Annotated in this window: 24 protein-coding genes and 1 tRNA gene; 16 read left to right on the top strand and 9 right to left on the bottom strand. The window is 58.4% G+C overall.

What is annotated here, in order from left to right:
• Window positions 1-12 precede the first annotated feature (12 nt).
• Genes ACTO3O_RS02565 through ACTO3O_RS02550 form a run of 4 tightly spaced genes read left to right on the top strand, consistent with a single transcriptional unit; the run spans window position 13 to window position 5,026 of the window.
• On the top strand, window positions 13-633 hold the full coding sequence (locus ACTO3O_RS02565; protein WP_297829520.1) for a Maf family nucleotide pyrophosphatase: 621 nt from the start codon (window positions 13-15) through the stop codon (window positions 631-633).
• Entirely contained in the window at window positions 630-2,729 is a 2,100-nt protein-coding gene (locus tag ACTO3O_RS02560) for a S46 family peptidase (RefSeq protein WP_297829517.1), read from the top strand. The genes ACTO3O_RS02565 and ACTO3O_RS02560 overlap by 4 nt, the downstream gene beginning before the upstream one ends.
• 4 nt (window positions 2,730-2,733) lie before the next feature.
• Complete coding sequence (locus ACTO3O_RS02555) at window positions 2,734-4,512, top strand: aminopeptidase P family protein (protein WP_297829514.1); 1,779 nt, start codon at window positions 2,734-2,736, stop codon at window positions 4,510-4,512.
• Between the two features lie 55 nt (window positions 4,513-4,567).
• Window positions 4,568-5,026, top strand: coding sequence for a lipocalin family protein (locus ACTO3O_RS02550; RefSeq protein ID WP_297829511.1), 459 nt, complete (start codon window positions 4,568-4,570; stop codon window positions 5,024-5,026).
• Window positions 5,027-5,109: 83 nt separating this feature from the next.
• Here the strand turns inward: ACTO3O_RS02550 and nadD are convergent, their stop codons facing one another.
• Genes nadD through ACTO3O_RS02535 form a run of 3 tightly spaced genes read right to left on the bottom strand, consistent with a single transcriptional unit; the run spans window position 5,110 to window position 7,334 of the window.
• Window positions 5,110-5,874 (bottom strand): nicotinate (nicotinamide) nucleotide adenylyltransferase, encoded by a 765-nt coding sequence (nadD, locus tag ACTO3O_RS02545; protein WP_297829510.1) that lies wholly within the window; start codon window positions 5,872-5,874, stop codon window positions 5,110-5,112.
• A complete protein-coding gene (gene gmk / locus ACTO3O_RS02540; protein WP_297625692.1) occupies window positions 5,871-6,437 on the bottom strand; it encodes a guanylate kinase in 567 nt (188 codons plus the stop codon). The genes nadD and gmk overlap by 4 nt, the downstream gene beginning before the upstream one ends.
• A gap of 15 nt (window positions 6,438-6,452) precedes the next feature.
• On the bottom strand, window positions 6,453-7,334 hold the full coding sequence (locus ACTO3O_RS02535) for a YicC/YloC family endoribonuclease (protein WP_294593148.1): 882 nt from the start codon (window positions 7,332-7,334) through the stop codon (window positions 6,453-6,455).
• A gap of 202 nt (window positions 7,335-7,536) precedes the next feature.
• Here ACTO3O_RS02535 and serC point away from each other — a divergent pair, with 202 nt between their 5' ends.
• The 7 genes from serC to ACTO3O_RS02500 all read left to right on the top strand — a co-directional run bounded on the left by serC (window position 7,537) and on the right by ACTO3O_RS02500 (window position 13,999).
• A complete protein-coding gene (serC, locus tag ACTO3O_RS02530) occupies window positions 7,537-8,610 on the top strand; it encodes a 3-phosphoserine/phosphohydroxythreonine transaminase (protein WP_297829507.1) in 1,074 nt (357 codons plus the stop codon).
• 329 nt (window positions 8,611-8,939) lie between these two features.
• Window positions 8,940-9,863: a 3-phosphoglycerate dehydrogenase gene (locus tag ACTO3O_RS02525; protein WP_297829503.1), complete on the top strand. Its 924-nt coding sequence runs from the start codon at window positions 8,940-8,942 to the stop codon at window positions 9,861-9,863.
• A gap of 4 nt (window positions 9,864-9,867) precedes the next feature.
• Window positions 9,868-11,127, top strand: coding sequence for a DUF1015 domain-containing protein (locus ACTO3O_RS02520; protein WP_297829501.1), 1,260 nt, complete (start codon window positions 9,868-9,870; stop codon window positions 11,125-11,127).
• A 181-nt stretch (window positions 11,128-11,308) separates the two neighbouring features.
• A complete protein-coding gene (locus tag ACTO3O_RS02515) occupies window positions 11,309-11,539 on the top strand; it encodes a 4Fe-4S dicluster domain-containing protein (protein ID WP_294591219.1) in 231 nt (76 codons plus the stop codon).
• Window positions 11,540-11,542: 3 nt separating this feature from the next.
• Window positions 11,543-12,640: a 3-methyl-2-oxobutanoate dehydrogenase subunit VorB gene (vorB, locus tag ACTO3O_RS02510; RefSeq protein WP_297829496.1), complete on the top strand. Its 1,098-nt coding sequence runs from the start codon at window positions 11,543-11,545 to the stop codon at window positions 12,638-12,640.
• A gap of 3 nt (window positions 12,641-12,643) precedes the next feature.
• Window positions 12,644-13,444, top strand: coding sequence for a thiamine pyrophosphate-dependent enzyme (locus ACTO3O_RS02505; protein ID WP_297829493.1), 801 nt, complete (start codon window positions 12,644-12,646; stop codon window positions 13,442-13,444).
• A gap of 9 nt (window positions 13,445-13,453) precedes the next feature.
• Complete coding sequence (locus ACTO3O_RS02500; protein ID WP_297829490.1) at window positions 13,454-13,999, top strand: 2-oxoacid:ferredoxin oxidoreductase subunit gamma family protein; 546 nt, start codon at window positions 13,454-13,456, stop codon at window positions 13,997-13,999.
• Window positions 14,000-14,022: 23 nt separating this feature from the next.
• Here the strand turns inward: ACTO3O_RS02500 and ACTO3O_RS02495 are convergent, their stop codons facing one another.
• The 5 genes from ACTO3O_RS02495 to purE all read right to left on the bottom strand — a co-directional run bounded on the left by ACTO3O_RS02495 (window position 14,023) and on the right by purE (window position 18,373).
• Window positions 14,023-14,457, bottom strand: a complete 435-nt coding sequence (locus tag ACTO3O_RS02495; RefSeq protein WP_297829487.1) for a DUF4405 domain-containing protein — start codon at window positions 14,455-14,457, stop codon at window positions 14,023-14,025.
• Window positions 14,458-14,470: 13 nt separating this feature from the next.
• A complete protein-coding gene (locus ACTO3O_RS02490; RefSeq protein ID WP_482596413.1) occupies window positions 14,471-16,672 on the bottom strand; it encodes an alpha-galactosidase in 2,202 nt (733 codons plus the stop codon).
• Between the two features lie 58 nt (window positions 16,673-16,730).
• Window positions 16,731-16,886, bottom strand: coding sequence for a hypothetical protein (locus ACTO3O_RS02485; protein ID WP_297829484.1), 156 nt, complete (start codon window positions 16,884-16,886; stop codon window positions 16,731-16,733).
• A 10-nt stretch (window positions 16,887-16,896) separates the two neighbouring features.
• A complete protein-coding gene (zupT, locus tag ACTO3O_RS02480) occupies window positions 16,897-17,724 on the bottom strand; it encodes a zinc transporter ZupT (protein WP_294591231.1) in 828 nt (275 codons plus the stop codon).
• Window positions 17,725-17,860: 136 nt separating this feature from the next.
• Complete coding sequence (purE, locus tag ACTO3O_RS02475; RefSeq protein ID WP_297829481.1) at window positions 17,861-18,373, bottom strand: 5-(carboxyamino)imidazole ribonucleotide mutase; 513 nt, start codon at window positions 18,371-18,373, stop codon at window positions 17,861-17,863.
• Window positions 18,374-18,441: 68 nt separating this feature from the next.
• Between purE and ACTO3O_RS02470 the strand changes: the two genes are divergently transcribed.
• The 4 genes from ACTO3O_RS02470 to ACTO3O_RS02455 all read left to right on the top strand — a co-directional run bounded on the left by ACTO3O_RS02470 (window position 18,442) and on the right by ACTO3O_RS02455 (window position 20,575).
• Window positions 18,442-19,020 carry a phosphoribosyltransferase gene (locus ACTO3O_RS02470; protein WP_297829478.1) on the top strand — a complete coding sequence of 193 codons (579 nt, stop codon included), beginning with the start codon at window positions 18,442-18,444 and terminating at the stop codon, window positions 19,018-19,020.
• Between the two features lies 1 nt (window position 19,021).
• Window positions 19,022-19,660 carry a 7-carboxy-7-deazaguanine synthase QueE gene (locus tag ACTO3O_RS02465; protein ID WP_297829475.1) on the top strand — a complete coding sequence of 213 codons (639 nt, stop codon included), beginning with the start codon at window positions 19,022-19,024 and terminating at the stop codon, window positions 19,658-19,660.
• Between the two features lie 4 nt (window positions 19,661-19,664).
• Window positions 19,665-20,441, top strand: a complete 777-nt coding sequence (locus ACTO3O_RS02460; RefSeq protein WP_297829472.1) for an inositol monophosphatase family protein — start codon at window positions 19,665-19,667, stop codon at window positions 20,439-20,441.
• Between the two features lie 59 nt (window positions 20,442-20,500).
• Window positions 20,501-20,575, top strand: a tRNA-Pro gene (locus tag ACTO3O_RS02455).
• A gap of 63 nt (window positions 20,576-20,638) precedes the next feature.
• Here the strand turns inward: ACTO3O_RS02455 and ACTO3O_RS02450 are convergent.
• A complete protein-coding gene (locus tag ACTO3O_RS02450) occupies window positions 20,639-21,670 on the bottom strand; it encodes an endonuclease/exonuclease/phosphatase family protein (protein ID WP_297829469.1) in 1,032 nt (343 codons plus the stop codon).
• Here ACTO3O_RS02450 and ACTO3O_RS02445 point away from each other — a divergent pair.
• Complete coding sequence (locus ACTO3O_RS02445) at window positions 21,654-21,917, top strand: hypothetical protein (RefSeq protein ID WP_298080795.1); 264 nt, start codon at window positions 21,654-21,656, stop codon at window positions 21,915-21,917. The genes ACTO3O_RS02450 and ACTO3O_RS02445 overlap by 17 nt on opposite strands.
• The last annotated feature ends 198 nt before the right edge of the window (window positions 21,918-22,115 follow it).

Raw genomic sequence — 22,115 nt, 5'->3', positions numbered from 1 at the left:
CCGAAAAATCGAGTGGAATTCAAAAATTTAGACATCATTCTCGCCAGCGGTTCACCGCGACGGCGAGAGTTATTGACCGGGATGGCGATCCCGTTTCGGGTGGCTGACGCTTATGCGGTCGAAGAGCGTTATCCCGCCTCGCTACCGCTGGCGGAGGTTCCGGGCTATCTCTCCCGACTGAAATCGGAAGCCTATCCGAAGCCGCTGGAGGAGAACCAGATACTCATCACGGCCGACACCCTCGTTTTGCACGGCGAACGGGCGCTCGGCAAGCCGCAAGACCGACAGGCGGCTATCGAAATGCTGAATACCTTGTCGGGAGGCACACACCACGTCACAACCGGCGTGACGATTCGGAACCATGCGGCACAAGTCACCTTTTCGGAGACTACGGCGGTAACGTTCGGGACGCTTTCTATGGACGAAATCGCCTTTTACGTCGACACCTTCCGACCGTACGACAAGGCGGGGGCATACGGCATTCAGGAGTGGATCGGCTACGTGGGAATCGAGCGCATCGACGGATCGTTCTACAACGTCATGGGGCTGCCCACGCGGCTTTTGTACACGAAACTGACCGACTTTATACGGACACGATACAGTGCTAATCATAAATCCATGAACGAGATATGAAAAAATCGACTCTATTCGCTCTGACCTGCGGCCTCCTGCTGTTCAGCCGCTCTGCGGTGCGGGCCGACGAGGGGATGTGGCTGCCGAGCCTGATCGAACAGGGGCGCATCAAAGATATGCGCGCCAAGGGATTCCGGCTCAAGGCACAGGACTTGTATGCCGTGAACCGGGCCAGCCTGAAAGACGCCATCGTGCGGTTCGGCAGCGGCTGCACCGGCGAACTGATCTCCGATCAGGGACTCCTGATCACCAACCACCATTGCGGGTACGGACAGATTCAGCAGCACAGCTCCGTGGAACACGACTACCTGACCCACGGTTTCGCCGCCATGAACCGCAGCGAAGAGCTGCCCAATCCGGGCCTCGTCGTGAGCTTTCTGGTCGAGATGAGCGATGTGACCGACCGGATTCTGGACGGCGTCACCCCGGAGATGAGCGAAGCGGAGCGGCAAAAAAGAATCGACGCCAACAAAGAAGCCGTCGTCCGGGCGGCTACCGAAGGTAATCACTACAAAGCTTCGGTCGAAGCGTTGTACTATGGGAATCAATACTTTATGTTCGTCTACGAAGTATTCGAAGACGTGCGGCTGGTTTTCGCTCCGCCGTCGGCGGTGGGTAAGTTCGGAGGCGACACCGACAATTGGATGTGGCCGCGACACACGGGCGATTTCTCGATCTTCCGCGTCTATGCGGGGCGGGACAATAAACCTGCAAAATATTCGCCGGACAATGTGCCGTACGTGCCGAAAAAATCGTTCACCATCTCGCTGCGCGGGATGCGGCCCGGCGATTTCACCTTCGTCTACGGATTTCCGGGGCGAACTTACCAGTACCTGCACTCCGAGGCCGTTCGCTACATCGAAGAGAAGAGCGACCCGCACAAAGTAAATCTGCGGACGTTGCGGCTGAACATCATGAACCGGGCGCAGGCGGCCGATCCGAAAGTACGGATCCAGTATGCGGCGAAGAACGCCAGCGTGTCGAACGCCTGGAAAAAGTGGCAGGGCGAGATGAAGGGGTTGCAGCGTTTGGGAACGGTCGATAAGAAACGCGACTTCGAAGCGAAATTCGAAGTCTGGGCGGCCGATAAGCCGGAATATGCGGGCACCACGCGGAGGCTGGCGGCGCTGTACGACTCGCTGGAGCCGTATGCCTTTGCCCGGGACTACCATGCGGAGGCCGTGCTGGCCATCGAGCTGCTCAAGTTCGCCGGAAAATTTGCCGACGCCAAAGATTTGACTCCGAAGACACTCGCCAGATTACAGACCGATGCCGACCTCTTTTTCAAAGACTACTCCGCGGCTATCGACCGGGAGACGGCGGGGGCGCTGATGAGCGAATACCTCCGCAACGTTCCGGAACGATTCCGGCCGAACGGAGCAACCACGGATATGGCAGCGATTTTCGACTCCAGCCTCTTCACCGATTCGACCCGGGTAAACCGCCTGCTGGCCTCGGAAGATACGACCGCCCTGCACGGCACCATCGACAACGATGCCGCCGTACAGGCCTATCGGGCTTTCACGGAGGTCTACAAAAACCGGATCGAACCGACTTATGCGGCGCTGAACAAACAGATCGACCGCGAATACCGCACCTACATGCGGGGCATGATGGAGATGCGGCGGGGCGAACACGCGTTCTATCCGGACGCCAACTCGACCTTGCGCATCGCCTACGGCAAGGTGGACGGCTACCGACCGGCGGACGCGATCTGCTACGAACCCGTCTCGACCCTCGACGGGGTGATGGAGAAGGACAATCCGGAGATCTACGACTACGACGTGCCGGCCCGGCTGCGGCAATTGTACGAGACGAAAGACTACGGCCGGTGGGCGGTGAACGGGACGGTGCCGGTGGCCTTCATCGCCACGAACCACACCACGGGCGGCAACTCGGGCAGCCCGGTGCTGAACGCCCGGGGCGAGTTGATCGGCGTGAACTTCGACCGCTGCTGGGAGGGGACGATGTCCGACCTGGAGTACGATCCGGTCGTGTGCCGCAATATCGCGCTGGACATCCGCTACGCCTTGTTCCTGATCGACCGGGTTGGCGGCGCGGGCTATCTGTTGGACGAAATGAAATTTGCGAAATAGAGACATGATTCGGAGTCGTCTGGAAAAACTGCGGGAGTGGATGGCGGCGGAGGAGGTCGAGGCTTTCATTGTGCCGTCGAACGACCCTCATTTCAGCGAACACGTCGCTCCGCATTGGGCCTGTCGGGCGTGGATCAGCGGGTTCGACGGGTCGGCGGGGACGGTGGTCGTGACACGGAGAGGAGCTGCCCTGTGGACCGATTCGCGCTACTTTCTGCAAGCCGAAGCGCAGCTCGACGGAAGCGGTATCGAACTCCAGCGGATGGGACTGGTCGGGACACCGGAGGTGATGGAGTGGCTGGCCGCACAGTCCGATGTGCGGCGGATCGGCATCGACGGTCGTTTGTTCAGCCACCGGGCTTTCCTGCGGCTGGCGGACGAGGCGGCGGAGGGGGGAATGACCTTGGTCGACTGCTCCGATCCGTTCGACACGATTTGGGACGGAAGACCGGACATTCCGGCCGAACCGGCCGCGATTTTAGAGGAACGATACAGCGGCGAATCGACCCGATCTAAATTGCAGCGTCTTCGGATACCGGATGATGGCATTCCGGAGGCGGTGCGGCTGGTCGCCGTACTGGACGAAATCGCCTGGACGCTGAATATCAGGGGCACAGATATCGAATACAATCCGCTCGTCATCAGTTATCTGTCGGTCGAACCGGAACGCGCGCTGCTCTTCACCGTACCGGAACGATTCGGCCCGCGGGAATGGGAACAATTGGCTGCCGAGGGGGTGGAAGTACGGGCTTACGAGGCTTTCGACGCTTACCTCGCTACGCTGGCGAATCGACCGGTTGTGGTACATCCGGAGGGGCTGGATCAGTTTCATTACGCCGCTTTGGAAGCTGCCAGAGCTCGAATCGAAGAGGAGACAACGCCTTACAGTTCGATCGCCCTGCTGAAAGCCGTCAAAAACCCGATCGAAATCGACGGATTCCGGCGGGCGATGGAGGTGGACGGAGCGGCATTGGTGCGGTTCGAACGGTGGCTCGAACAGACGGTCGAAGCGGGCGGGCGGCCTACCGAACGGGAGATCGCCGACCGGTTGCATGCTTTTCGGGCAGCCGATCCCGATTTCCGCGGCGAAAGTTTCGAAACCATTGCCGGATATGGTTCGCATGGGGCGATCGTACACTATGCCGTCTCCGAGGAGAGCGACCGGGCGATCGGCACCGACAGTTTTCTGCTGATCGACAGCGGCGGGCAGTACCCGTTCGGAACGACCGACATCACGCGCACCTACCATTTCGGCGCGCCCACGGAGGAGCAGCGGAGGGATTATACCGCCGTTTTGCGGGGGATGATCGACCTGAGCGCCGCGCAGTTTCCGGTCGGGACACGAGGCGCTCAGTTGGACGTGCTGGCGCGCCGTTACCTTTGGAAAGCCGGGCAGAACTACCTGCACGGGACTGGGCATGGGGTAGGGCACTGCCTATGCGTGCACGAAGGGCCTCAGTCGATCCGGATGAACGAAAATCCGGTAACCTTGCAACCGGGCATGGTACAGAGCTGCGAACCGGGATTATACCTCGCGGGGAGGCACGGGATACGAATCGAAAACCTGACGCTGGTGACGGAAGAGGGGTGTCCGGCCGGTTTTCTGCGGTTCGAACCGCTGACCTTGTGCCCCATCTCGCTGCGGGCCGTCGAAACTGCGGCGTTGGACGCCGACCAGCGCGACTGGCTGAACCGGTATCATGCCGCAGTGTATGAACGACTCTCGCCCCGGCTGACGCCCGAGGAGCGCGCCTGGTTGGCGGAGAAGACGCGCCCGATTTAGGCACGCTTCTTGATATTTCCGACGTTCGGTACAAACCCTTATAAACTATCGAACAATGGAATACGAAACGATTACCGGCTTCGATCCGAAGCGTTATTTAGGAAAATGGTACGAAATCGCCCGGTTCGACTACCGGTTCGAACGTGATATGTATGCCGTCACCGCCGAATACAGTTTGCGGTCGGACGGCAAGATACGAGTCGTGAATACCGGTCGGCGCGGTTCGCCCGACGGCCCGACAGTCACCGCAGCGGGCAAGGCGAAATTAGGAGCTCCGAAAGACCCCGTCCGTCCGGGTTTTCTGAAAGTCTCCTTCTTCGGGCCTTTCTACGCACCGTACTACATTCTGGCCTTGGATCCGGACTACCAATACGCCCTCGTGGCGGGTAAACGGCACAAAACGCTGTGGATTCTCTCCCGGCAACCGCAACTGTCGCAGGAAACGACGCAACAGCTGCTCGATGTGGCCCGACAACGCGGTTTCGACACCTCGAAACTCCATTTCACCAAATAGAACGACCGGACACCATACTAAAAAACCGCGGGGACATTTCATGAATAAAATGTCCCCCCGCCGCTTTATAGCAAAAATATCCCTCACGGATTATAGAGGTCGAAATTCCGGAAGTTGAAAATCGCCTCCGTCATATCGCGCATCTCCCGCGCCGCCGTATGCCCCGGCTCCAACTCCAACGCCCGGTTGAAATCGTTGAGCGCCCGACCGAAATCATTCTGTCGATAATACGATCGTCCCCGTTCGAAATAGAAATCCGCCCCTCTGGTCACCCCGTACAATCCCCGTTCACGGATATAAGCCTGCACCGCCTCCGGCACCGCACCCTCCGCCAAATCTCCGCCCGAGGCCAACGCCCGCCGGATCGACGTCGAGTCGATCTCGAATCCCGGCGCCTGCGCCATCTCCGGCGAAGCCACGCCGCCGCCTCGCGGATAGAACAGAAAACGCACCAACCGCTGCAACTCCTCCGACCGATGCCACCGCGGCAACTGGTCGGCAATGTCGCTGCCCGCCAGAATCGTAAATACCGCATCCGGATAGAGACGTTGCAGATACTCGATCGTGTGAATCGTGTAAGAAGGGTAGGGCAGATCGCGTTCGACATCGCAAACCCGGAGCCGCGCCTCGCCGATCTCCTCCAAAGCCAACCGCACCATCTCCAGCCGATCCTCAAAAGGAGCCAGCTCCTCCGGACTTTTCAACGGATTTTGCGGCGACACCACCATCCACACCTCCTCCGCCAACTCCCGCTCCACCACATACCGCGCCACCGCCAGATGCCCGCCGTGCACCGGATTGAACGACCCCATCAGGAGCGCGATTCGTCTCTCTCCGCTCCGCCTCATCGCCCGGCCAGAAAATCGCCGACCACCCGCCGCGCCTCCGCATAAGCCGTCTCCAGGTCGTCATTGACAATCACCCGGTCGAATTTCGACGCATAGGCGATCTCCTGTTCCGCCTTGGCCAGCCGCCGTTCGATCGCCTCCGGCGAGTCGGTGCCGCGCCCCTCCAACCGGGCCCGCAACACCTCCACCGACGGCGGCATGATGAAGATCGACAAAGCCTGATCGCCGAACAACTTTTTGATATTCAACGCCCCCACGACATCGACATCGAAGACTACCACATGTTCCCGATCCCAAATCCGGTCGATTTCGGCCCTCAACGTCCCGTAGCACGTTCCGGCATAGACCTCCTCCCACTCCACGAACTCGCCTTGTTCCACCCGCGCCCGAAACTCCGCGTCGTCCATAAAGTAGTAGTCCACCCCGTCGCGTTCCGCCCCCCGCGGCGCCCGCGACGTGGCCGAAATCGAAAACTCCAGCTCCGGAAAGCGCTCCAGCAGATGCCGAACGATCGTCGTTTTACCCGATCCCGACGGTGCCGAGAATATCAAGACTTTGCCCATAGCTCGAAACGTTTTTTACAAGAGGTTGAGTAACTGTTCCTTGATCTTTTCCAACTCGTCCTTCATCCGCACCACCAGCTTCTGAATCCCCGCATGGTTCGCCTTGGAGCCCGTCGTATTGATCTCGCGTCCGATCTCCTGCGCGATGAAACCCAACTTGCGTCCCACCCCCTCCGACTCCCGGGCCACCGTCCGGAAGTAGTCGCAATGCTGCTTGAGCCGCACCTTCTCCTCCGTGATATCGAACTTTTCGAGGTAGTAGATGATCTCCTGCTCGAACCGGTTATGGTCTACCTTCACCTGCAACGCCTCCAGATTGTCCCTCAACCGCGCCCGCACCGTCTCGATCCGCTCTCCCTCCAGCGGCACGATCTGGGCCGCCAGCTCCTCGATCGTATCGATCCGTTTCAGGAGGTCTGCGATAAGCACCTCACCCTCCTGCTCCCGGAACCGGTTCAGGTTCTCCACCGCCTCGTTCACCGCTTCGGCCAATGCCGTCCACTCCTCCGGATCGACCCTCACCATCTCGGTCTGCATCACCTCCGGCAGCCGCAACACCGCCGTCATCAGCGGTTCGTTTCCGTTCGTATCGCCCACCTCGCTCCGCAGCCGCACGAGCTGCTCATAGTAGGATTTGAACAACGCCGCATTGATCGTCCCGCCGCACCCGGTCTTGGCCCCTCCGAGGTTCTCGAACGAGACGCAGAGGTCTACCTTTCCCCGCCCCAACGCCTTACCCACCGTATTGCGGATGTCGTACTCCTTCTCCCGATACAGGGTCGGAATCCGCACCGACATATCCAACTGTTTGCTGTTCAGACTCTTGATTTCGACGATTATTTTGCGCTGCTTCGTGTGCCGTTCGGCACGACCGTAGCCGGTCATCGACTTTACCATAACGATTCACTGATTTATACCGAGCAAATATAACGCGAATTTCTCATTTTTCCCTCGGGCCTCAGCTCCCGGCGCCTCGCCCCGGAACAAAATCCCCCTGAAAATTTCACGATTGGATAATATTTTCCGATATTTGGGCTTTCTCTCCGCCGGACTTCCGGCCACCCGAACAGGCGTACATCTTAAGAAATACAAACTCGATATGAAGAAACACAACTTTTCCGCCGGGCCTTCGATCCTGCCCCGCGCAGCGGTCGAAAACGCCGCCAAAGCCGTACTGGACCTCAATGGTATCGGGCTTTCGGTGCTCGAAATATCGCACCGCACCAAGGATTTCGAAGAGGTGCTGGACGAAGCGGTAGCGCTGTTCAAAGAGCTGCTGCACATCCCGGAAGGGTACAGCGTACTGTTCCTCGGCGGCGGGGCGAGCATGCAGTTCTGCATGGTGCCGTTCAACCTGCTGGAAAAGAGAGCCGGGTATATCAATACCGGGGTGTGGGCCAAAAAGGCGCTGAAAGAGGCCAAACTGTTCGGCGAGGTCGAAACGGTGGCTTCGTCGGAAGACAAGAACTTCTCGTACATTCCGAAAGGATACACGATTCCGACGGATCTGGACTATCTGCACATCACGACCAACAACACGATCTTCGGGACGGAGTACAAGACCGACATCGACTCGCCGGTGACGCTCGTGGCGGATATGTCGTCGGACATTCTTTCGCGGCCGGTGGACGTGTCGAAATACGGCCTGATCTACGGCGGGGCACAGAAGAATCTGGGGCCGGCGGGGGTGACTTTCGTTATCGTCCGCAACGACATATTGGGCAAGGTTTCGCGACCGATTCCGACCATGCTGGACTACCGCACGCATGTGGAGGGCGGATCGATGTTCAACACGCCGCCGGTGTTCCCGATCTACGTAGTGCGCGAAACGTTGAAGTGGCTCAAGTCAATCGGCGGCGTTCCGGCGATCCAGAAACTGAACGAAGAGAAAGCGGCGCTTCTCTATAACGAAATCGACCGCAATTCGATGTTCACGGGCACTGCGGCACAGGAAGACCGCTCGCTGATGAATGTCTGCTTCGTCTACAGCGACGCGCACAAGGATCTGGAACCGAGTGCGTTCCTCGATTTCGCCAAAGAACGCGGCATGGTGGGAATCAAGGGTCACCGCCTGGTGGGGGGCTTCCGTGCTTCGCTCTACAATGCGATGCCGAAAGAGAGTGTCCAGGCGCTGGTAGACTGCATGCAGGAATTCGAAAAACAGTACATTTAACTGTATTCTTTGTGCCTGCTGGAACCGTACCTTTCTTGAAAGAAAGGTACCCAAAGAACTTTCATGATAGCTACGCTACGCCTCAGGCTCCGCAGTCCTCAGTCTTCGCGATTACGTTTGGGTCGGGGTTTTCCGGGCGCGTTAGGGTAATTCCCACATTATCGCGCCCGGAAGAATCCCCGGCCCAAAGAAAAGGCCGAGACTTGGGCCGCCGGCAGCTGGAGGATGCGCTAGCATCCGTCGAAAGTCTTTTTGGTTCTTTTTCTTCAGAAAAAGAACAGTTCGAGGCGATAAATCAATGACAATAAATGTACGTTAAACGATTTGTTATGAAGATATTAGTAGCGACCGAGAAACCTTTTTCGAAACAAGCCACCGACGGCATCGCAGCTATTGCCCGCGAAGCAGGATACGAGTGCGCCTTACTCGAAAAATATACCTCCGTTGACGAACTGAAAACCGCCGTCGCGGACGCCGACGCGCTGATCGTGCGGTCGGATAAAGTGACAGCAGATGTAATTGCAGCAGCGCCGAAGTTGAAAATCGTGGTTCGGGCCGGGGCAGGGTATGACAACCTCGACCTGGCGGCCTGCACCGCACGCGGGATCGTAGCGATGAACACCCCGGGACAGAACTCCAATGCAGTGGCTGAACTGGCCATCGCGATGATGATCTTCATGGCCCGCAACCAGTTCACGCCGGGGACAGGAACCGAAATCAGCGGCAAACGGCTGGGGATCCACGCTTACGGAAACGTGGGGCGGATCGTGGCGCGGTACGGAAAGGCATTGGGGATGGAGGTATCTGCCTACGACCCGTTCATTACCGACCCGACCATCTTCGCCAACGACGGAGTGAAGATGGCTTCGTCCGTGGCCGAACTGTACCGGAATAGCGACTACCTGTCGCTGCACATTCCGGCGACGGCAGAGACCAAGGGCTCCATCGGCTACGACCTGCTGATGTCCATGCCGAAAGGCGCTACGCTCGTCAACACGGCACGCAAAGAGGTGATCGACGAGGCGGGTTTGGCCAAGGCTCTCGAAGAGCGGACAGACTTGAAATATATCACCGACATTCTGCCGGACACCGCAGCCGAGCTGACCGAGAAATTCGGCAAACGCTTCTTCACCACCCCGAAAAAGATGGGAGCGGAGACCGCAGAGGCCAACGTGAATGCCGGGTTGGCGGCGGCACGGCAGATTGTGTCGTTCCTGAAAGACGGAGTGACTAAATTTCAGGTGAATAAATAGACTTATGGTACAGATCAAACCTTTCAAGGGAATACGGCCGCCGGCAGCCTGGGCCAAAGAGGTCGCTTCGCGCCCGTACGACGTGCTGAACTCCGCAGAAGCCAAGGCGGAAGCGGGAGAGAAATCGCTGCTCCATATCATCAAGCCGGAAATCGACTTCGACCCGATCATCGACGAACACTCCACTCAGGCTTACGACCAAGCTGTGGCCAATTTTAAAACGTGGAAAGCCAACGGCTGGCTCGTGCAGGACGACAAGGAACATTACTACGTCTATGCCCAGACGATGGACGGACGGACGCAGTACGGCCTGGTGGCAGCGTGCCATTTTCAGGACTACGTCGACGGCAAGATCAAGAAGCACGAACTGACCCGGCCGGACAAGGAGGAAGACCGCATGATCCACGTGCGGAACCAGAACGCCAATATCGAACCGGTATTTTTCGCCTATCCCGCACAGGATGAGATGGATACCATCATCCGCCAAGTTACGGCTTCGAAAGCACCTGAATATGATTTCGTTGCCGAGGGGGACGGGTTCGGACATAAATTTTGGGTGATCGACGATCCGGAGACGATTGCGCGGATTACGGAAATTTTCGCCCGAATTCCGGCTTTGTATGTGGCGGACGGACATCATCGGACAGCTGCCGCGGCGCGGGTAGGGGCCGAAAAAAAGGAGGCTCTTCTCAAAGCCGGGGGGACGTATACCGGTACGGAAGAATTCAACTATTTTCTGGCAGTGATTTTCCCGGACAACCAGCTGAAAATCATCGACTACAACCGGGTGGTGCGGGATTTGAACGGCTTGACGCCGACGCAACTCCTCTCAGCTTTGGAAGCCGATTTTATCGTGACGAAAAAAGGCAAAGAGATTTATAAACCGACTGAATTACATGACTTTGCCATGTATCTGGGAGGGGAGTGGTACGAACTCAAGGCCAAACCCGGAACCTACGACGATAGCGATCCGATCGGGGTATTGGATGTCACGATCCTGTCGAATCTGGCATTAGACAAAATCCTTGGAATCAAGGATTTGCGGACAGACAAACGCATCGACTTCGTCGGCGGGATTCGGGGCCTTAAGGAGTTGGCCGACCGCGTGGACAGCGGGGAGATGGCCGTGGCGTTCGCTTTATATCCGGTCTCGATGAAACAACTGATCGACATTGCCGATACGGGAAATATCATGCCGCCGAAAACCACCTGGTTCGAACCGAAACTGCGGTCGGGACTGGTGATCCACTCGCTTGACGAGTAAAACGACGCACAGAAGTTTGGGTATCGAAATAAGTCGATCCTTAAAAAATAGGGTAACAGATAGTTACCCTATTTTTTATGCTTTTGGCCTCCGTATCCGAACTCAAACTACCCCCTGTGCCGAACAACATTCCCCGTACATTTGTACGTTAGTATTGGGCACAAACTCCAGAACATACGCCATGGCCAAAATAAAAGGAAAGATCGTCGTAGACATCGAACGTTGCAAAGGTTGCGGCGTCTGCATCGAGGCCTGTCCGACACAAACCATCGAACTGAACCCGCAAGTCAACTCCAAAGGGTACAACTACTGTTATATGGCAGCTCCCGACGCCTGTATCGGATGCGCCGGGTGTGCCGTAGTATGTCCGGACAGCTGCATCGTCGTTTACCGCGAGAAAAAAGAAGCATAAGAGATGGAAGATATCAAACTGATGAAAGGGAACGAAGTGCTCGCCTACGCCGCCGTGCGGTGCGGGGCTGACGGCTACTTCGGATACCCCATCACCCCGCAGTCGGAGGTCTTGGAGACACTGACCGAACTGCGGCCTTGGGAGACCACCGGCATGGTCGTATTGCAGGCCGAGAGCGAGGTGGCATCGATCAATATGGTTTACGGAGGCGCGTCGGTGGGGAAACGCGTCCTGACCTCGACATCGAGCCCGGGACTCTCGCTGATGTGTGAAGGGCTCTCTTATCTGGCGGGCGCGGAGCTGCCGTGCGTCGTGATCGACGTATCGCGCGGCGGGCCGGGGCTGGGGACGATCCAGGCGTCGCAAGCCGACTATTTTCAGGTCGTGAAGGGTGGGGGACATGGCGACTACCGGATGCCGGTACTGGCGCCGAACTCGGTGCAGGAGATGAACGACTTCGTGGACTTGGCATTCGAATTGGCTTTCAAGTACCTGAATCCGGCCATGATTCTGGCCGACGGCGTGATCGGACAGATGATGGAGAAGGTGCGGCTGAGCCCGCAGAAACCGCGCCGAACGGAAGAAGAGATACGCAAAGAGTGTCCGTGGGCGGCACTCGGGAAAGGCGCACACAGAAAAGAGCGAAATATCGTGACGTCGTGCTACATCGATCCGGAGACCATGGAGCGGCACAACCACAAGTTGCAGGCGAAATACGAGCGGATGGAGCGCGAAGAGGTGAGGGTTGAAGAGATGGAGGTCTCCGATGCGGAATATGTACTGGTGGCTTACGGAGCCTCGTCGCGGATCTGCGCCAAAGTGGTCGAAGACGCACGCGCAGCGGGATTGAAAGTCGGGCTGATCCGTCCGATCACCCTGTTCCCGTTTCCGAGCGAAGCGATCCGCCGGGCGGCACAGCATGCCAAAGGGTTCTTGTCCGTGGAGTTGAGTATGGGGCAGATGATCGAGGACGTGCGAATGGCGGTGGGGAACGCCGAAATACCGGTGCGACACTTCGGACGTACCGGAGGGATCATCCACTCGCCGCGCGAAGTCTACGAAGCCCTCAAGCAATTTATGACTGAAACCGGAGGATTGTAAGCTATGGCAGAGACACCTATATTCGAAATAGCCGAAACCGACGCCAATCGGGTTTACGACCGTCCGCGCTTGTTGCTGGACGCCACGATGCACTACTGTCCGGGGTGTTCGCACGGGACGGTGCATAAGTTAGTGGCCGAAGCGATCGACGAGCTCGGCGCAGAGGACAAAGCCATCGGGATTACGCCGGTGGGATGTGCGGCTTTTCTGTACAACTACATCGACATCGACTGGATTCAGGCATCGCACGGGCGGGCGCCGTCGGTGGCTACGGCCGTGAAGCGGCTTTGCACCGACAAACTCGTCTTCACCTATCAGGGGGACGGCGACCTGGCGGCCATCGGGACGGCCGAAGCCATCCATGCGGCGAATAGGGGAGATAACATTGCGATTATCTTCATCAACAACGCGATATACGGGATGACCGGCGGACAGATGGCACCCACCACGTTGTTGGGGATGAAAACCGCCACCACGCCGATGGGACGGACGCCGGAGTTGAACGGTTATCCGTTCAAAGTGGCCGACATGCTCGCTTTGCTGGACGGAGTAACCTATGTGACGCGGCAGAGCGTCAATTCTCCGGCCAATGTGCGGCGAGCGAAGAAAGCGATTAAAAAAGCGTTCGAAAATTCCATCGATAACAAAGGATTTTCCTTTGTCGAAATCGTGGCGACCTGCAATTCGGGCTGGAAACTGTCGCCCGTGGCGGCCAATCGGTGGATGGAAGAGAACATGCACGCCACCTACCCGTTGGGGGATTTGAAAGACACGACCTCGGCCGGAGCGGCTGTTGAAAAATAACGACACACTATGAAAGAAGAGATCATTATAGCCGGCTTCGGAGGTCAGGGCGTTTTGTCGATGGGCAAAATTTTGGCCTACTCGGGCGTGATGCAGGGTCAGGAGGTGAGTTGGATTCCATCCTACGGGCCGGAGATGCGGGGCGGGACGGCCAACGTCACGGTGATTCTGAGCGACCGGAAGATCAGTTCACCGGTCTTGCAGGAGTTCGATACGGGAATCGTGCTGAACCAGCAGTCGTTAGACAAATTCGAAGAGTCGATCAAGCCGGGCGGGACTTTGCTCTACGACCCGAACGGCATCACCCGGGCGCCGCGCAGAACGGATCTGGATATCTATATCATCGACGCGGCAGTCGAAGCGGCCCGGAGCGGGAATGCCAAGGTATTCAACATGTTCGTCTTGGGAGCTTTTCTGAAAATCAAGCCGTTGGTGACGATCGAGAAGGTGATCGAAGGATTGCGGCATTCGTTGCCGGAGCGGGCACACAAGATGATACCGGCCAATGAGGCGGCTCTGCGCAAAGGGATGGAGCTGGTGAAAAAGGCGGAGTGACTCTTCGCCACCCCGCCTGAATCTCAAGATTTCGACCGATTCAGCGACCGGCGCAAAATCGGAAATCGCGCAATCCCATGTCCAATCGCCACCACACCGGTGGCGATTCCGATTTTGTAGTGCCACAGTCCGACAGGCGAGTGCATCCCTTTCACACCGAGCAGCACAAGCCCCGTAATCACCAGACCCGGAAACAGCAGCGACAATCCTGCCGTCCACTTACTCTTTCGGCCGATTCCGCCCCTGACAATCCCACGATACCAAGCCTGATGCGTCGTCACATGAAACACGACCGCAATCAAAAACGCGAGACTCGTCAAGATGTGCAGGAAAGTCCACACATGCCACCACCCTCCGTGGTGATGTCCATGCCCTGCCGCATGCAATCCCAGTCCGGTGAAGAACGACAAGGCAAAAGCCGGAATCAACACCCAATCGATCACAAAAATCTTTTTCATCGTTTCGCTTATTTCATTCGGAACACAGCCCGTTCCGATCGATCCCCGTCGCCACCACCTCCACCACCCGGCTGGTCAGGTGCGCGCCCGAGAAGAGCGGCAAACCGACCTTCATCAGATAGTCGCCCGAAAAACGCTGCCCATCGTCCCCCCAATCCGATCGCGCACCCGGCATCCGGTTGATCTCCCGCACCGTGTAAATGCGTTGCGGTTCCAGCCCATCGAGCCGCACATTCCGAATCGGTGCCGAGAACCTCGGATTGCGGTTGAAAGCGAAGACGACCGCCCGCTCCCGCCCCTTATCGGCATACATCACCGCCGAATGTTCGCCCGAGTAAGGCGACACCAGCCGATAGAGATCCCCGTCGAGAATCACCGGTTTCAGTCGGTTGTAGTTCGCCACCGCCGCCCGCGCAAACTCCCGCTCCGGCTCCGAAAGCTCATCCACCCGGATATCGAATCCCAATTTCCCCATCATCGCCACATCCGTCCGGAACTTCAACGACTGCTTTCCCCACGACGTTACGTGCGCCGCCGTAGCCTTGGCCGGAAAGAGATACGAGTAGCCCCACTGGATAAAAATCCGCTCCACCGGATCCGTATTATCGCTCGCCCAAAACTCCGTGAAGTAGCGCAACCCTTCGTAATCGGTCCGTCCCCCGCCACCCGAACAGAGCATCATCGGCAGAGTCGGATACTTGGCCGCCACCCGGTCGAGCACCCGATACAAGCCCCGCACATAGTCGACATAGAGGTTCGACTGTTTGTCCGCCCCGAGATAAGGCGAGTAGATGTTGGTGATCGGGCTGTTGCAATCCCATTTGAAGTAAGCGATCTCCGGATAACGCGTCAGGAGGCCGTCCACCACCCCGAACACGAAGTCCTGCACCGCCGGATTCGACAAGTCGAGCACCATCTGATTTCGGTAGAGGTACTCCTCGCGGTTCGGCAGGTGGATCACCCAATCCTTGTGTTTTTCATACAGTTCGCTCTTCGGATTGACCATCTCCGGTTCGATCCAGAGGCCGAACTTCACCCCCTCTTTTTTGGCCGCCGCCGTCAGCGCGCCGATCCCTTCCGGCAGCTTGGCCCGCGTCTCTTGCCAGTCGCCCAGCCCCGCCCGGTCGTTCGAACGCGGATATTTGTTTCCGAACCAACCGTCGTCCAACAGGAACATGTCCACCCCGAGCTCCGCCGCATCGGCAATGATCCGCTCCAGTTTCGCCTGGTCGAAGTCGAAATAGGTCGCCTCCCAGTTGTTGAGCAACGTCATCCGGTCGCCCATGCCATCCTTGATCCGGTATTTCCGCGCCCAGTTGTGCAGGTCGCGACTCGCCGCCCCCGTTCCCTCCGTACTGTAGGTGAAGATGAAGTCCGGCGTACGGAACACCTCGCCCCGCGGCAGCCGGTACTCCGACCCGGAGGGGTTGATCCCCGCAATGAGCCGCAGGTCGTTGGCGTTATCGACCTCGAACGTAAATCGGAAGTTACCCGTCCAGCCCAACGTCCCGACCAACACGTCGCCCGTCTTCTCGCACGCCGCCCCGTCGAGTCCCAGCAGAAAAAACGGCGACACATGGAGATTCGCCCGTGCGCCGAGCTTCGTGTCGATGACCTTCTTGCCGAACGTGAGCTTTTGTTCCGCCATATTGACCTCGTGCGCCCAATCGCCCGAAAATCCGGTCAGCCAGTACCCCTCGCGCCCGAAATGAAGCATCGATGAAGCGTAATTATAGAGCGTCACCGGCTTTTTCTCCCCATGCTCGATCTCCGTCCACATGACGATAACATTTTCGCGCAGATAAGCCTTGTAGAAGAGCCGCATCTCGAACGGATATCGTTCGTCCTGCAACACGATCCGCGTGGTCTGTACCGAATCGTTCCGTTCCTGCGCCACCTCCTTGTAAGTCAGCAGCAGCGACGGGTTTCCGTCTGCGTGCAATACCCGGATCGCCGGTTCGAAATAGTCCTCCATCCCGTGCGTCACATAAGCCTCCGCACCGCCCCGAGCCTTCGACAAGTAAGCCAAATCGCTTTGGTTCGCCAGCCGGGGGCCGAAATAGGCCTGCCGAAGCCGCCGATCGTCGTCGCTCCGGAGAATCAACTCCGTTCGCTCCGTCCCGATCCGAATCAAGTTCTCCGGCACCGTTTCTGCCGCGCAAAGAGACCCCGAGCCCCACATCCAGGCGCAGCAGAGCCACCACAATTTTTTCATTCGTAAACCATTAGAATTTTGAATCCGATTCACCCCTCCACCACACATTTTTGAGGCCTTACCGCCCGAAAATATGCCGAAACGCCTCCGCCGCCTCGCCGAACACGAAACGCCACCGCGTCGCAATCCCCACCACCAACGCCACGATCAACAGATACATCAGTTTTTCGTTCATCGAACGCCCCTTCCACCACCGTGTCACCCGATTTCCCATACCTTTTTCGTTAATGAAACGCCACGATACCCGCCGCCATCACCGCCATCCCGATAATCAACCCCCAGATCGCCACATGGTGCTCGCCGTACTCATGCGCCGCCGGCAGCAACTCGTCCAGCGAGATATAGACCATAATCCCCGCAATCGCCGCGAAGATATAGCCCAGCATCTCCGGTGTCAGGAACGGCGCCAAAATCAGGTAACCGACCACCGCTCCCACCGGTTCCGCCAGCCCCGAGAGGAACGAAAATTTAAACGCCCGCTTCCGGCTGCCCGTCGCATAGTAGACCGGCACCGAAACCGCAATCCCCTCCGGAATGTTGTGAATCGCAATCGCCACGGCGATCGCCAGCCCCATCCGCGGATCCTCCAGCGCCGCCATAAAAGTGGCGATCCCCTCCGGAAAGTTGTGAATCCCGATCACCAGCGCCGTCATCAGCCCCGTCCGCATCATGTGCTTCGGATTGGCCAGCCGCCCTCCGTCCCGATTCCGCAACTCCAGCCGCATACTTTCGACACTGCGCACCTCGTGCGGGTTCTCCACCGACGGCACCAGCCGGTCGATCAGAGCGATAAACAGAATCCCTCCGAAAAAAGCCGCCGTCGTCGCCACCCCTCCCCAATGCTCGCCATAGCCCTCGCCGAGGATACGCATCGACTGCGGAAAAAGATCTACAAACGACACATAGATCATCACCCCCGCCGAAAAACCCAGCGCAAACGACAGAAAACGCCGATTCGTCCGCCGGGCCAACAGAGCGATCAGGCTGCCGATCCCCGTCGAGAGACCGGCCAGCAGCGTGAGTACAAAAGCTGAAATTACATTCGATTCCATGCGTTACATTCGGTTGATTTTCCATGGAGCGAGCCCGCTCCCGACAGCGCATTCCAGCAAATTTCGCGCAAAATCGACCGCTTTTCGCCGGACGGACGAAAAGCGCCGCTCTCTTTCCCAATCAACCTCCGTCCGCCTACCGTACCCGGTTTTTGAACTCCACCGAGGCCAGCTCTTTATTGGCCTGCGCAATCTTGTCCGCCAGCTCAGACTTGAACTTCAGCATTTTGGACTGCAACTCCGGTTCGCCCGTCGCAATGATCTGCATGGCCAGAATCGCCGCATTCTTGGCCCCGTCCAGCGCCACCGTAGCCACCGGAATCCCCGACGGCATCTGCAACATCGAGAGGATGCTGTCCCACCCGTCGATCGAGTTGGACGACTTGATCGGCACCCCGACCACCGGCAGCGGCGTCAGCGCAGCGACCACCCCCGGCAAATGCGCCGCGCCGCCCGCACCCGCGATGATCACCTTCACCCCCCGCGTATGAGCGTTCCGGGCGAAATCCAGCACCAGATCCGGCGTGCGATGCGCCGAGAGGGCATTGATCTCGAACGGGATGCCCATTTCGTCCAGGAATTTGGCCGCCTCGGACATGATCTTCAAGTCCGACGTGCTGCCCATGATAATCGAAACTTTCGGTTGCATAGGAATAGGGTATTTATTTCGTATTTTTGCGAAAGTATAAATTTTTCGGCAAAACGCCTCCACCCGCAGTGACTTCCGAAACCGAAACGATAACGATCCGCGACCGCCGTTTCCGGCCCTACCTCTCCGGCGACGCGATCCGGAGCGCGATTTCGCGCCTTGCCGCGACGATCAACCGCGACTATGCCGACGCCGAACGGCCGTTGCTGCTGGTCACCCTCAACGGCGCTTTCGTCTTTGCCGGGGAGCTGTTCCGACAATTAACCGGGCCGTTCGAAGTCGCTTTCGTCAAACTCGGCTCATACGGCGCGGGCATGACCTCGTCGGGAACCGTATCGGTCGATGTGCCCATGACGGCGGCGGTCGAAGGGCGGGACGTGCTGATCGCCGAGGATATCGTGGAGACGGGCAGAACCATCGACACGCTGTACCACATGCTCCGTGAGCGCGGAGCGCGGAGTGTACGGGTGGCGACTTTGCTCCTGAAACCGAGCGTCTACTACCCACAGGCAGAAAAGGCGCGCCTGCTTCCGATCGACTACGCCGCTTTCGAGACCGAACCCCTCTTTCTGGTCGGCTACGGGATGGACTACGACGGGGCCGGGCGGAACCTCGGGGCGCTCTATGCCGTTTGCGACAACGAATAACATGACAGATCACACGCATATGGACGATCTTCTGGACGGCGGCCGCCTGCTGCCGCTGGTCGAAGACTTCTACACCATTCAGGGCGAGGGATACCACGCGGGTAAACCGGCCTATTTTATCCGATTGGGCGGATGCGATGTAGGGTGCCGGTGGTGCGACGCCAGATTCACCTGGAACGCCCGACTCTATCCGCCGACGCCGGTGACCGAGATTGTCGAGCGGGCGGCGGCCTTGCCGGCACAGGCCATCGTGATTACGGGCGGAGAGCCGACCCTCTATCCGCTGGAGCCGCTGACCGCGGCACTCAAGGCGCAGGGGCTGGAGATATTCATCGAGACCTCGGGCACCCATCCGCTGACGGGGGCAATCGACTGGGTTTGCCTGTCGCCGAAGCGGCAACAACCGCCGCGGACGGAGCTCTTGACACGGGCCGACGAACTGAAAGTCATTATCGAGACCGAGAGCGATCTGGCGTGGGCCGAGGAGAATGCCGCACGGGTTTCGACGCATTGCCGCCTCTACCTGCAACCGGAGTGGAGCCGACGCAAAGAGATGGTTCCGGTGCTGGTGGAGTACGCCAAAGCCGATCCGCGGTGGAACATCTCGCTCCAGATCCATAAATTCATGCACATTCCATAGTACTATGTTCACATTCGAAGCATTTTCGGACTTCGTCCGTTCGCTGACCCCGACGATTCGGGAGACGGTCGAGAAATACATCGGCCGCGTCCGGGTGGAGTACAAATCCGACCGCTCGCCGGTGACCCTGGCGGACAAAGAGATCGAACAGTATATCGTCTCGCAGATCGAAACCCGTTTTCCGGGCGGCATGATCGTGGGCGAGGAGAGTGGCACGCATCCGGCGACCTCGCCCGACACCGAATCGCAGGTCGAATGGATCATCGACCCGATTGACGGCACGAAAAGTTTCATCCACGGCGTCCCGCTGTTCGCCACCCTGATCGGCGTTATGGTCGGCGGGAAAGCGGTTTACGGTGCCATCTACAATCCATTGCTGAATGACCTGATCGTGGGCGACAACCGGGTGGCGCTTTGGAACGGCGTGCCGACACGGATGCGCGACTGCGGTTCGTTGGCCGAAGCGACCCTGCTGACGACCGACCTGCTCGACATCGAACTGCATCGGAACCTGCCCTCCTTTTTAGAGCTGGCACGCGAATGCCGACTCCTGCGGACGTGGGGCGACGCTTACGGCTACTGCCTGCTGGCGACAGGCCGGGCCGATATACTGGTAGACCCGATCATGAACCGGTGGGACATCGCCGCCCTGATTCCGGTGATTCGCGGAGCCGGCGGAACCATTACCGATTACTACGGCGGCGAGCCGGAGACGGGCGATTCTATCATCGCCTCCGCACCGGCTTTGCACGAGACCGCGATCGCTATGCTGAACAAATAACCGCCCTCGGGTTTGGTCAGCGCAGGAAAAAGCACTATCTTTACGCCACATTCAACGTTCGGGGTGTAGCGCAGTCCGGTTAGCGCACCTGCTTTGGGAGCAGGGGGTCCCAGGTTCGAATCCTGGTACCCCGACAATCGAGAGGGGGTGGAATTTCCTAAGGAAATTCCACCCCCTCTCGATTTTTCACAGCCCGATTACCGAACCCGGAAAGTCGCCAACACCCCCTTGTGATCCGTCGGCCAGTTATCCGTCGCCGGCGGCAGAAAGGGGTCTTGCGAATGCTCCACCATCCGTCTCCCCCGCTGCACCGAGCCCCGCGGCCCGAAAATCGTCACCTCCCGCAACTTCAGCCGCTTGTCCGGCCGGTAGAAGATGAAATCGATCCGCTCCCGCTCATCCGCCTTGGGCGCCCACAGCAACTGACGCATCTCCGCCCCCGGACAGTCCGCCGGATAGGTATAGCCCGGATGGGTCACCGGATTCGGATATTTCACCCGATAGGCATCCGCGTATCCCGCTCCGTCCAGCAGCGTCGTCACCGTCCACGGCACCACCATTCCCCGATGATCGGCACTGTCGCGCGTCGCCTCCGTCCAGTCCAAGTGCGACGGCTCGTTGAAATCGCCTCCCAGCAAAATCAGATGGCCCGCCGCCGCATCCCGGGCCGCATCGGCCAAGAACAACCGGATCGCGTCGTCCCGCTGCGACGCCACATTATCCGCCAGGATGCTCGCCAAGTCGGTATCCGGCTCCGGCAACTCCGCCCACGTGCTCCCGTCGTATCCCCGCACCCGATAGTAAGCGCAATTCCGATAGTCCAGATGGGTCGTATAGACGCTCACCTTTTGCCCTTCCGGCAGGGTAGCGACCAATTTGTACATACTCCCGTGGTCGTCCTTTTCCGGAAAGATCGTCACGCTGTCCGAAATCGGGAAGCGGCTCAACAGCCCCGAATCTTTGCTTTTGAACGAATAGTAGTTCTTTCCCTTCGCCCGCAACGACTCGACGATCCGGTCGCAAAAACGGGTGCCGTTGTAGTTCCGCACCTCGCTGAGCATCACGAAATCGGCATCGGCATACTCGATCTCGCTGACCAGTGCGTCATAACCGTCGGGCACAGCCGTTCCCTCCTGCCAGATGTTGATTTGCAATACTTTGAGTTCTTGCGCAGCGGCAAGGCCTACTCCCCAAAGCAGGCCGACCAAACAGATGAAAAAACGTCTCATTTTTCTATGTTTTACTTTGTCATTCGAATTTTTATCGCCCTTTGCCTACCTCTCATCGGGCCCCGCCCCGGGCTACCGCGAACGTTCCAATGGTGAACTGGTAGGTCCCGGCGGATACGGGTACAGCTACTCTGCTTCGTTCAACAATTCCCACTGTTTTTGGCTCGACTTCAAACCAACATGGCTCAATCCCAGCCATACGCACGGTCGTACCCACGGTTTTCAGTTGCGTTGCCTCTCGGAATAAATGGGAGGCAGAGGCATTTAGGGTAGAGGCTGCCAGTAAAACGCCCTGTGGGCGCGCCCCGGGCTTCCGCCACCCCACGGACGGCGCGTTCAGACTCATCGGCGGCAGCGGTTCCCACTGGTCTTGTTCTGCCAAAGATACTTATGGCATAAGTGCAAGTTTCGGCATGTCATGGTTCGACACCACCACTTCTGACAC

The organism is Rikenella sp. (assembly GCF_056799795.1).
Note: the sequence above shows the minus strand (reverse complement) of the source record. Positions and strands in the feature narration are given on the sequence as shown.

What these genes read in the sequence shown, in the direction of transcription:
- vorB (WP_297829496.1), top strand. Translation starts at nt 11,543, where the DNA reads ATGGAAGATATCAAACTGATGAAAGGGAACGAAGTGCTCGCCTACGCC.
- ACTO3O_RS02550 (WP_297829511.1), top strand. Translation starts at nt 4,568, where the DNA reads ATGGAATACGAAACGATTACCGGCTTCGATCCGAAGCGTTATTTAGGA.
- ACTO3O_RS02445 (WP_298080795.1), top strand. Translation starts at nt 21,654, where the DNA reads ATGAAAAAACGTCTCATTTTTCTATGTTTTACTTTGTCATTCGAATTT.
- ACTO3O_RS02525 (WP_297829503.1), top strand. Translation starts at nt 8,940, where the DNA reads ATGAAGATATTAGTAGCGACCGAGAAACCTTTTTCGAAACAAGCCACC.
- serC (WP_297829507.1), top strand. Translation starts at nt 7,537, where the DNA reads ATGAAGAAACACAACTTTTCCGCCGGGCCTTCGATCCTGCCCCGCGCA.
- ACTO3O_RS02485 (WP_297829484.1), bottom strand. Translation starts at nt 16,886, where the DNA reads ATGGGAAATCGGGTGACACGGTGGTGGAAGGGGCGTTCGATGAACGAA.
- ACTO3O_RS02490 (WP_482596413.1), bottom strand. Translation starts at nt 16,672, where the DNA reads ATGAAAAAATTGTGGTGGCTCTGCTGCGCCTGGATGTGGGGCTCGGGG.
- nadD (WP_297829510.1), bottom strand. Translation starts at nt 5,874, where the DNA reads ATGAGGCGGAGCGGAGAGAGACGAATCGCGCTCCTGATGGGGTCGTTC.
- ACTO3O_RS02520 (WP_297829501.1), top strand. Translation starts at nt 9,868, where the DNA reads ATGGTACAGATCAAACCTTTCAAGGGAATACGGCCGCCGGCAGCCTGG.
- gmk (WP_297625692.1), bottom strand. Translation starts at nt 6,437, where the DNA reads ATGGGCAAAGTCTTGATATTCTCGGCACCGTCGGGATCGGGTAAAACG.
- zupT (WP_294591231.1), bottom strand. Translation starts at nt 17,724, where the DNA reads ATGGAATCGAATGTAATTTCAGCTTTTGTACTCACGCTGCTGGCCGGT.
- ACTO3O_RS02500 (WP_297829490.1), top strand. Translation starts at nt 13,454, where the DNA reads ATGAAAGAAGAGATCATTATAGCCGGCTTCGGAGGTCAGGGCGTTTTG.
- ACTO3O_RS02465 (WP_297829475.1), top strand. Translation starts at nt 19,022, where the DNA reads ATGACAGATCACACGCATATGGACGATCTTCTGGACGGCGGCCGCCTG.
- ACTO3O_RS02560 (WP_297829517.1), top strand. Translation starts at nt 630, where the DNA reads ATGAAAAAATCGACTCTATTCGCTCTGACCTGCGGCCTCCTGCTGTTC.
- ACTO3O_RS02555 (WP_297829514.1), top strand. Translation starts at nt 2,734, where the DNA reads ATGATTCGGAGTCGTCTGGAAAAACTGCGGGAGTGGATGGCGGCGGAG.
- purE (WP_297829481.1), bottom strand. Translation starts at nt 18,373, where the DNA reads ATGCAACCGAAAGTTTCGATTATCATGGGCAGCACGTCGGACTTGAAG.
- ACTO3O_RS02460 (WP_297829472.1), top strand. Translation starts at nt 19,665, where the DNA reads ATGTTCACATTCGAAGCATTTTCGGACTTCGTCCGTTCGCTGACCCCG.
- ACTO3O_RS02505 (WP_297829493.1), top strand. Translation starts at nt 12,644, where the DNA reads ATGGCAGAGACACCTATATTCGAAATAGCCGAAACCGACGCCAATCGG.
- ACTO3O_RS02515 (WP_294591219.1), top strand. Translation starts at nt 11,309, where the DNA reads ATGGCCAAAATAAAAGGAAAGATCGTCGTAGACATCGAACGTTGCAAA.
- ACTO3O_RS02495 (WP_297829487.1), bottom strand. Translation starts at nt 14,457, where the DNA reads ATGAAAAAGATTTTTGTGATCGATTGGGTGTTGATTCCGGCTTTTGCC.
- ACTO3O_RS02450 (WP_297829469.1), bottom strand. Translation starts at nt 21,670, where the DNA reads ATGAGACGTTTTTTCATCTGTTTGGTCGGCCTGCTTTGGGGAGTAGGC.
- ACTO3O_RS02535 (WP_294593148.1), bottom strand. Translation starts at nt 7,334, where the DNA reads ATGGTAAAGTCGATGACCGGCTACGGTCGTGCCGAACGGCACACGAAG.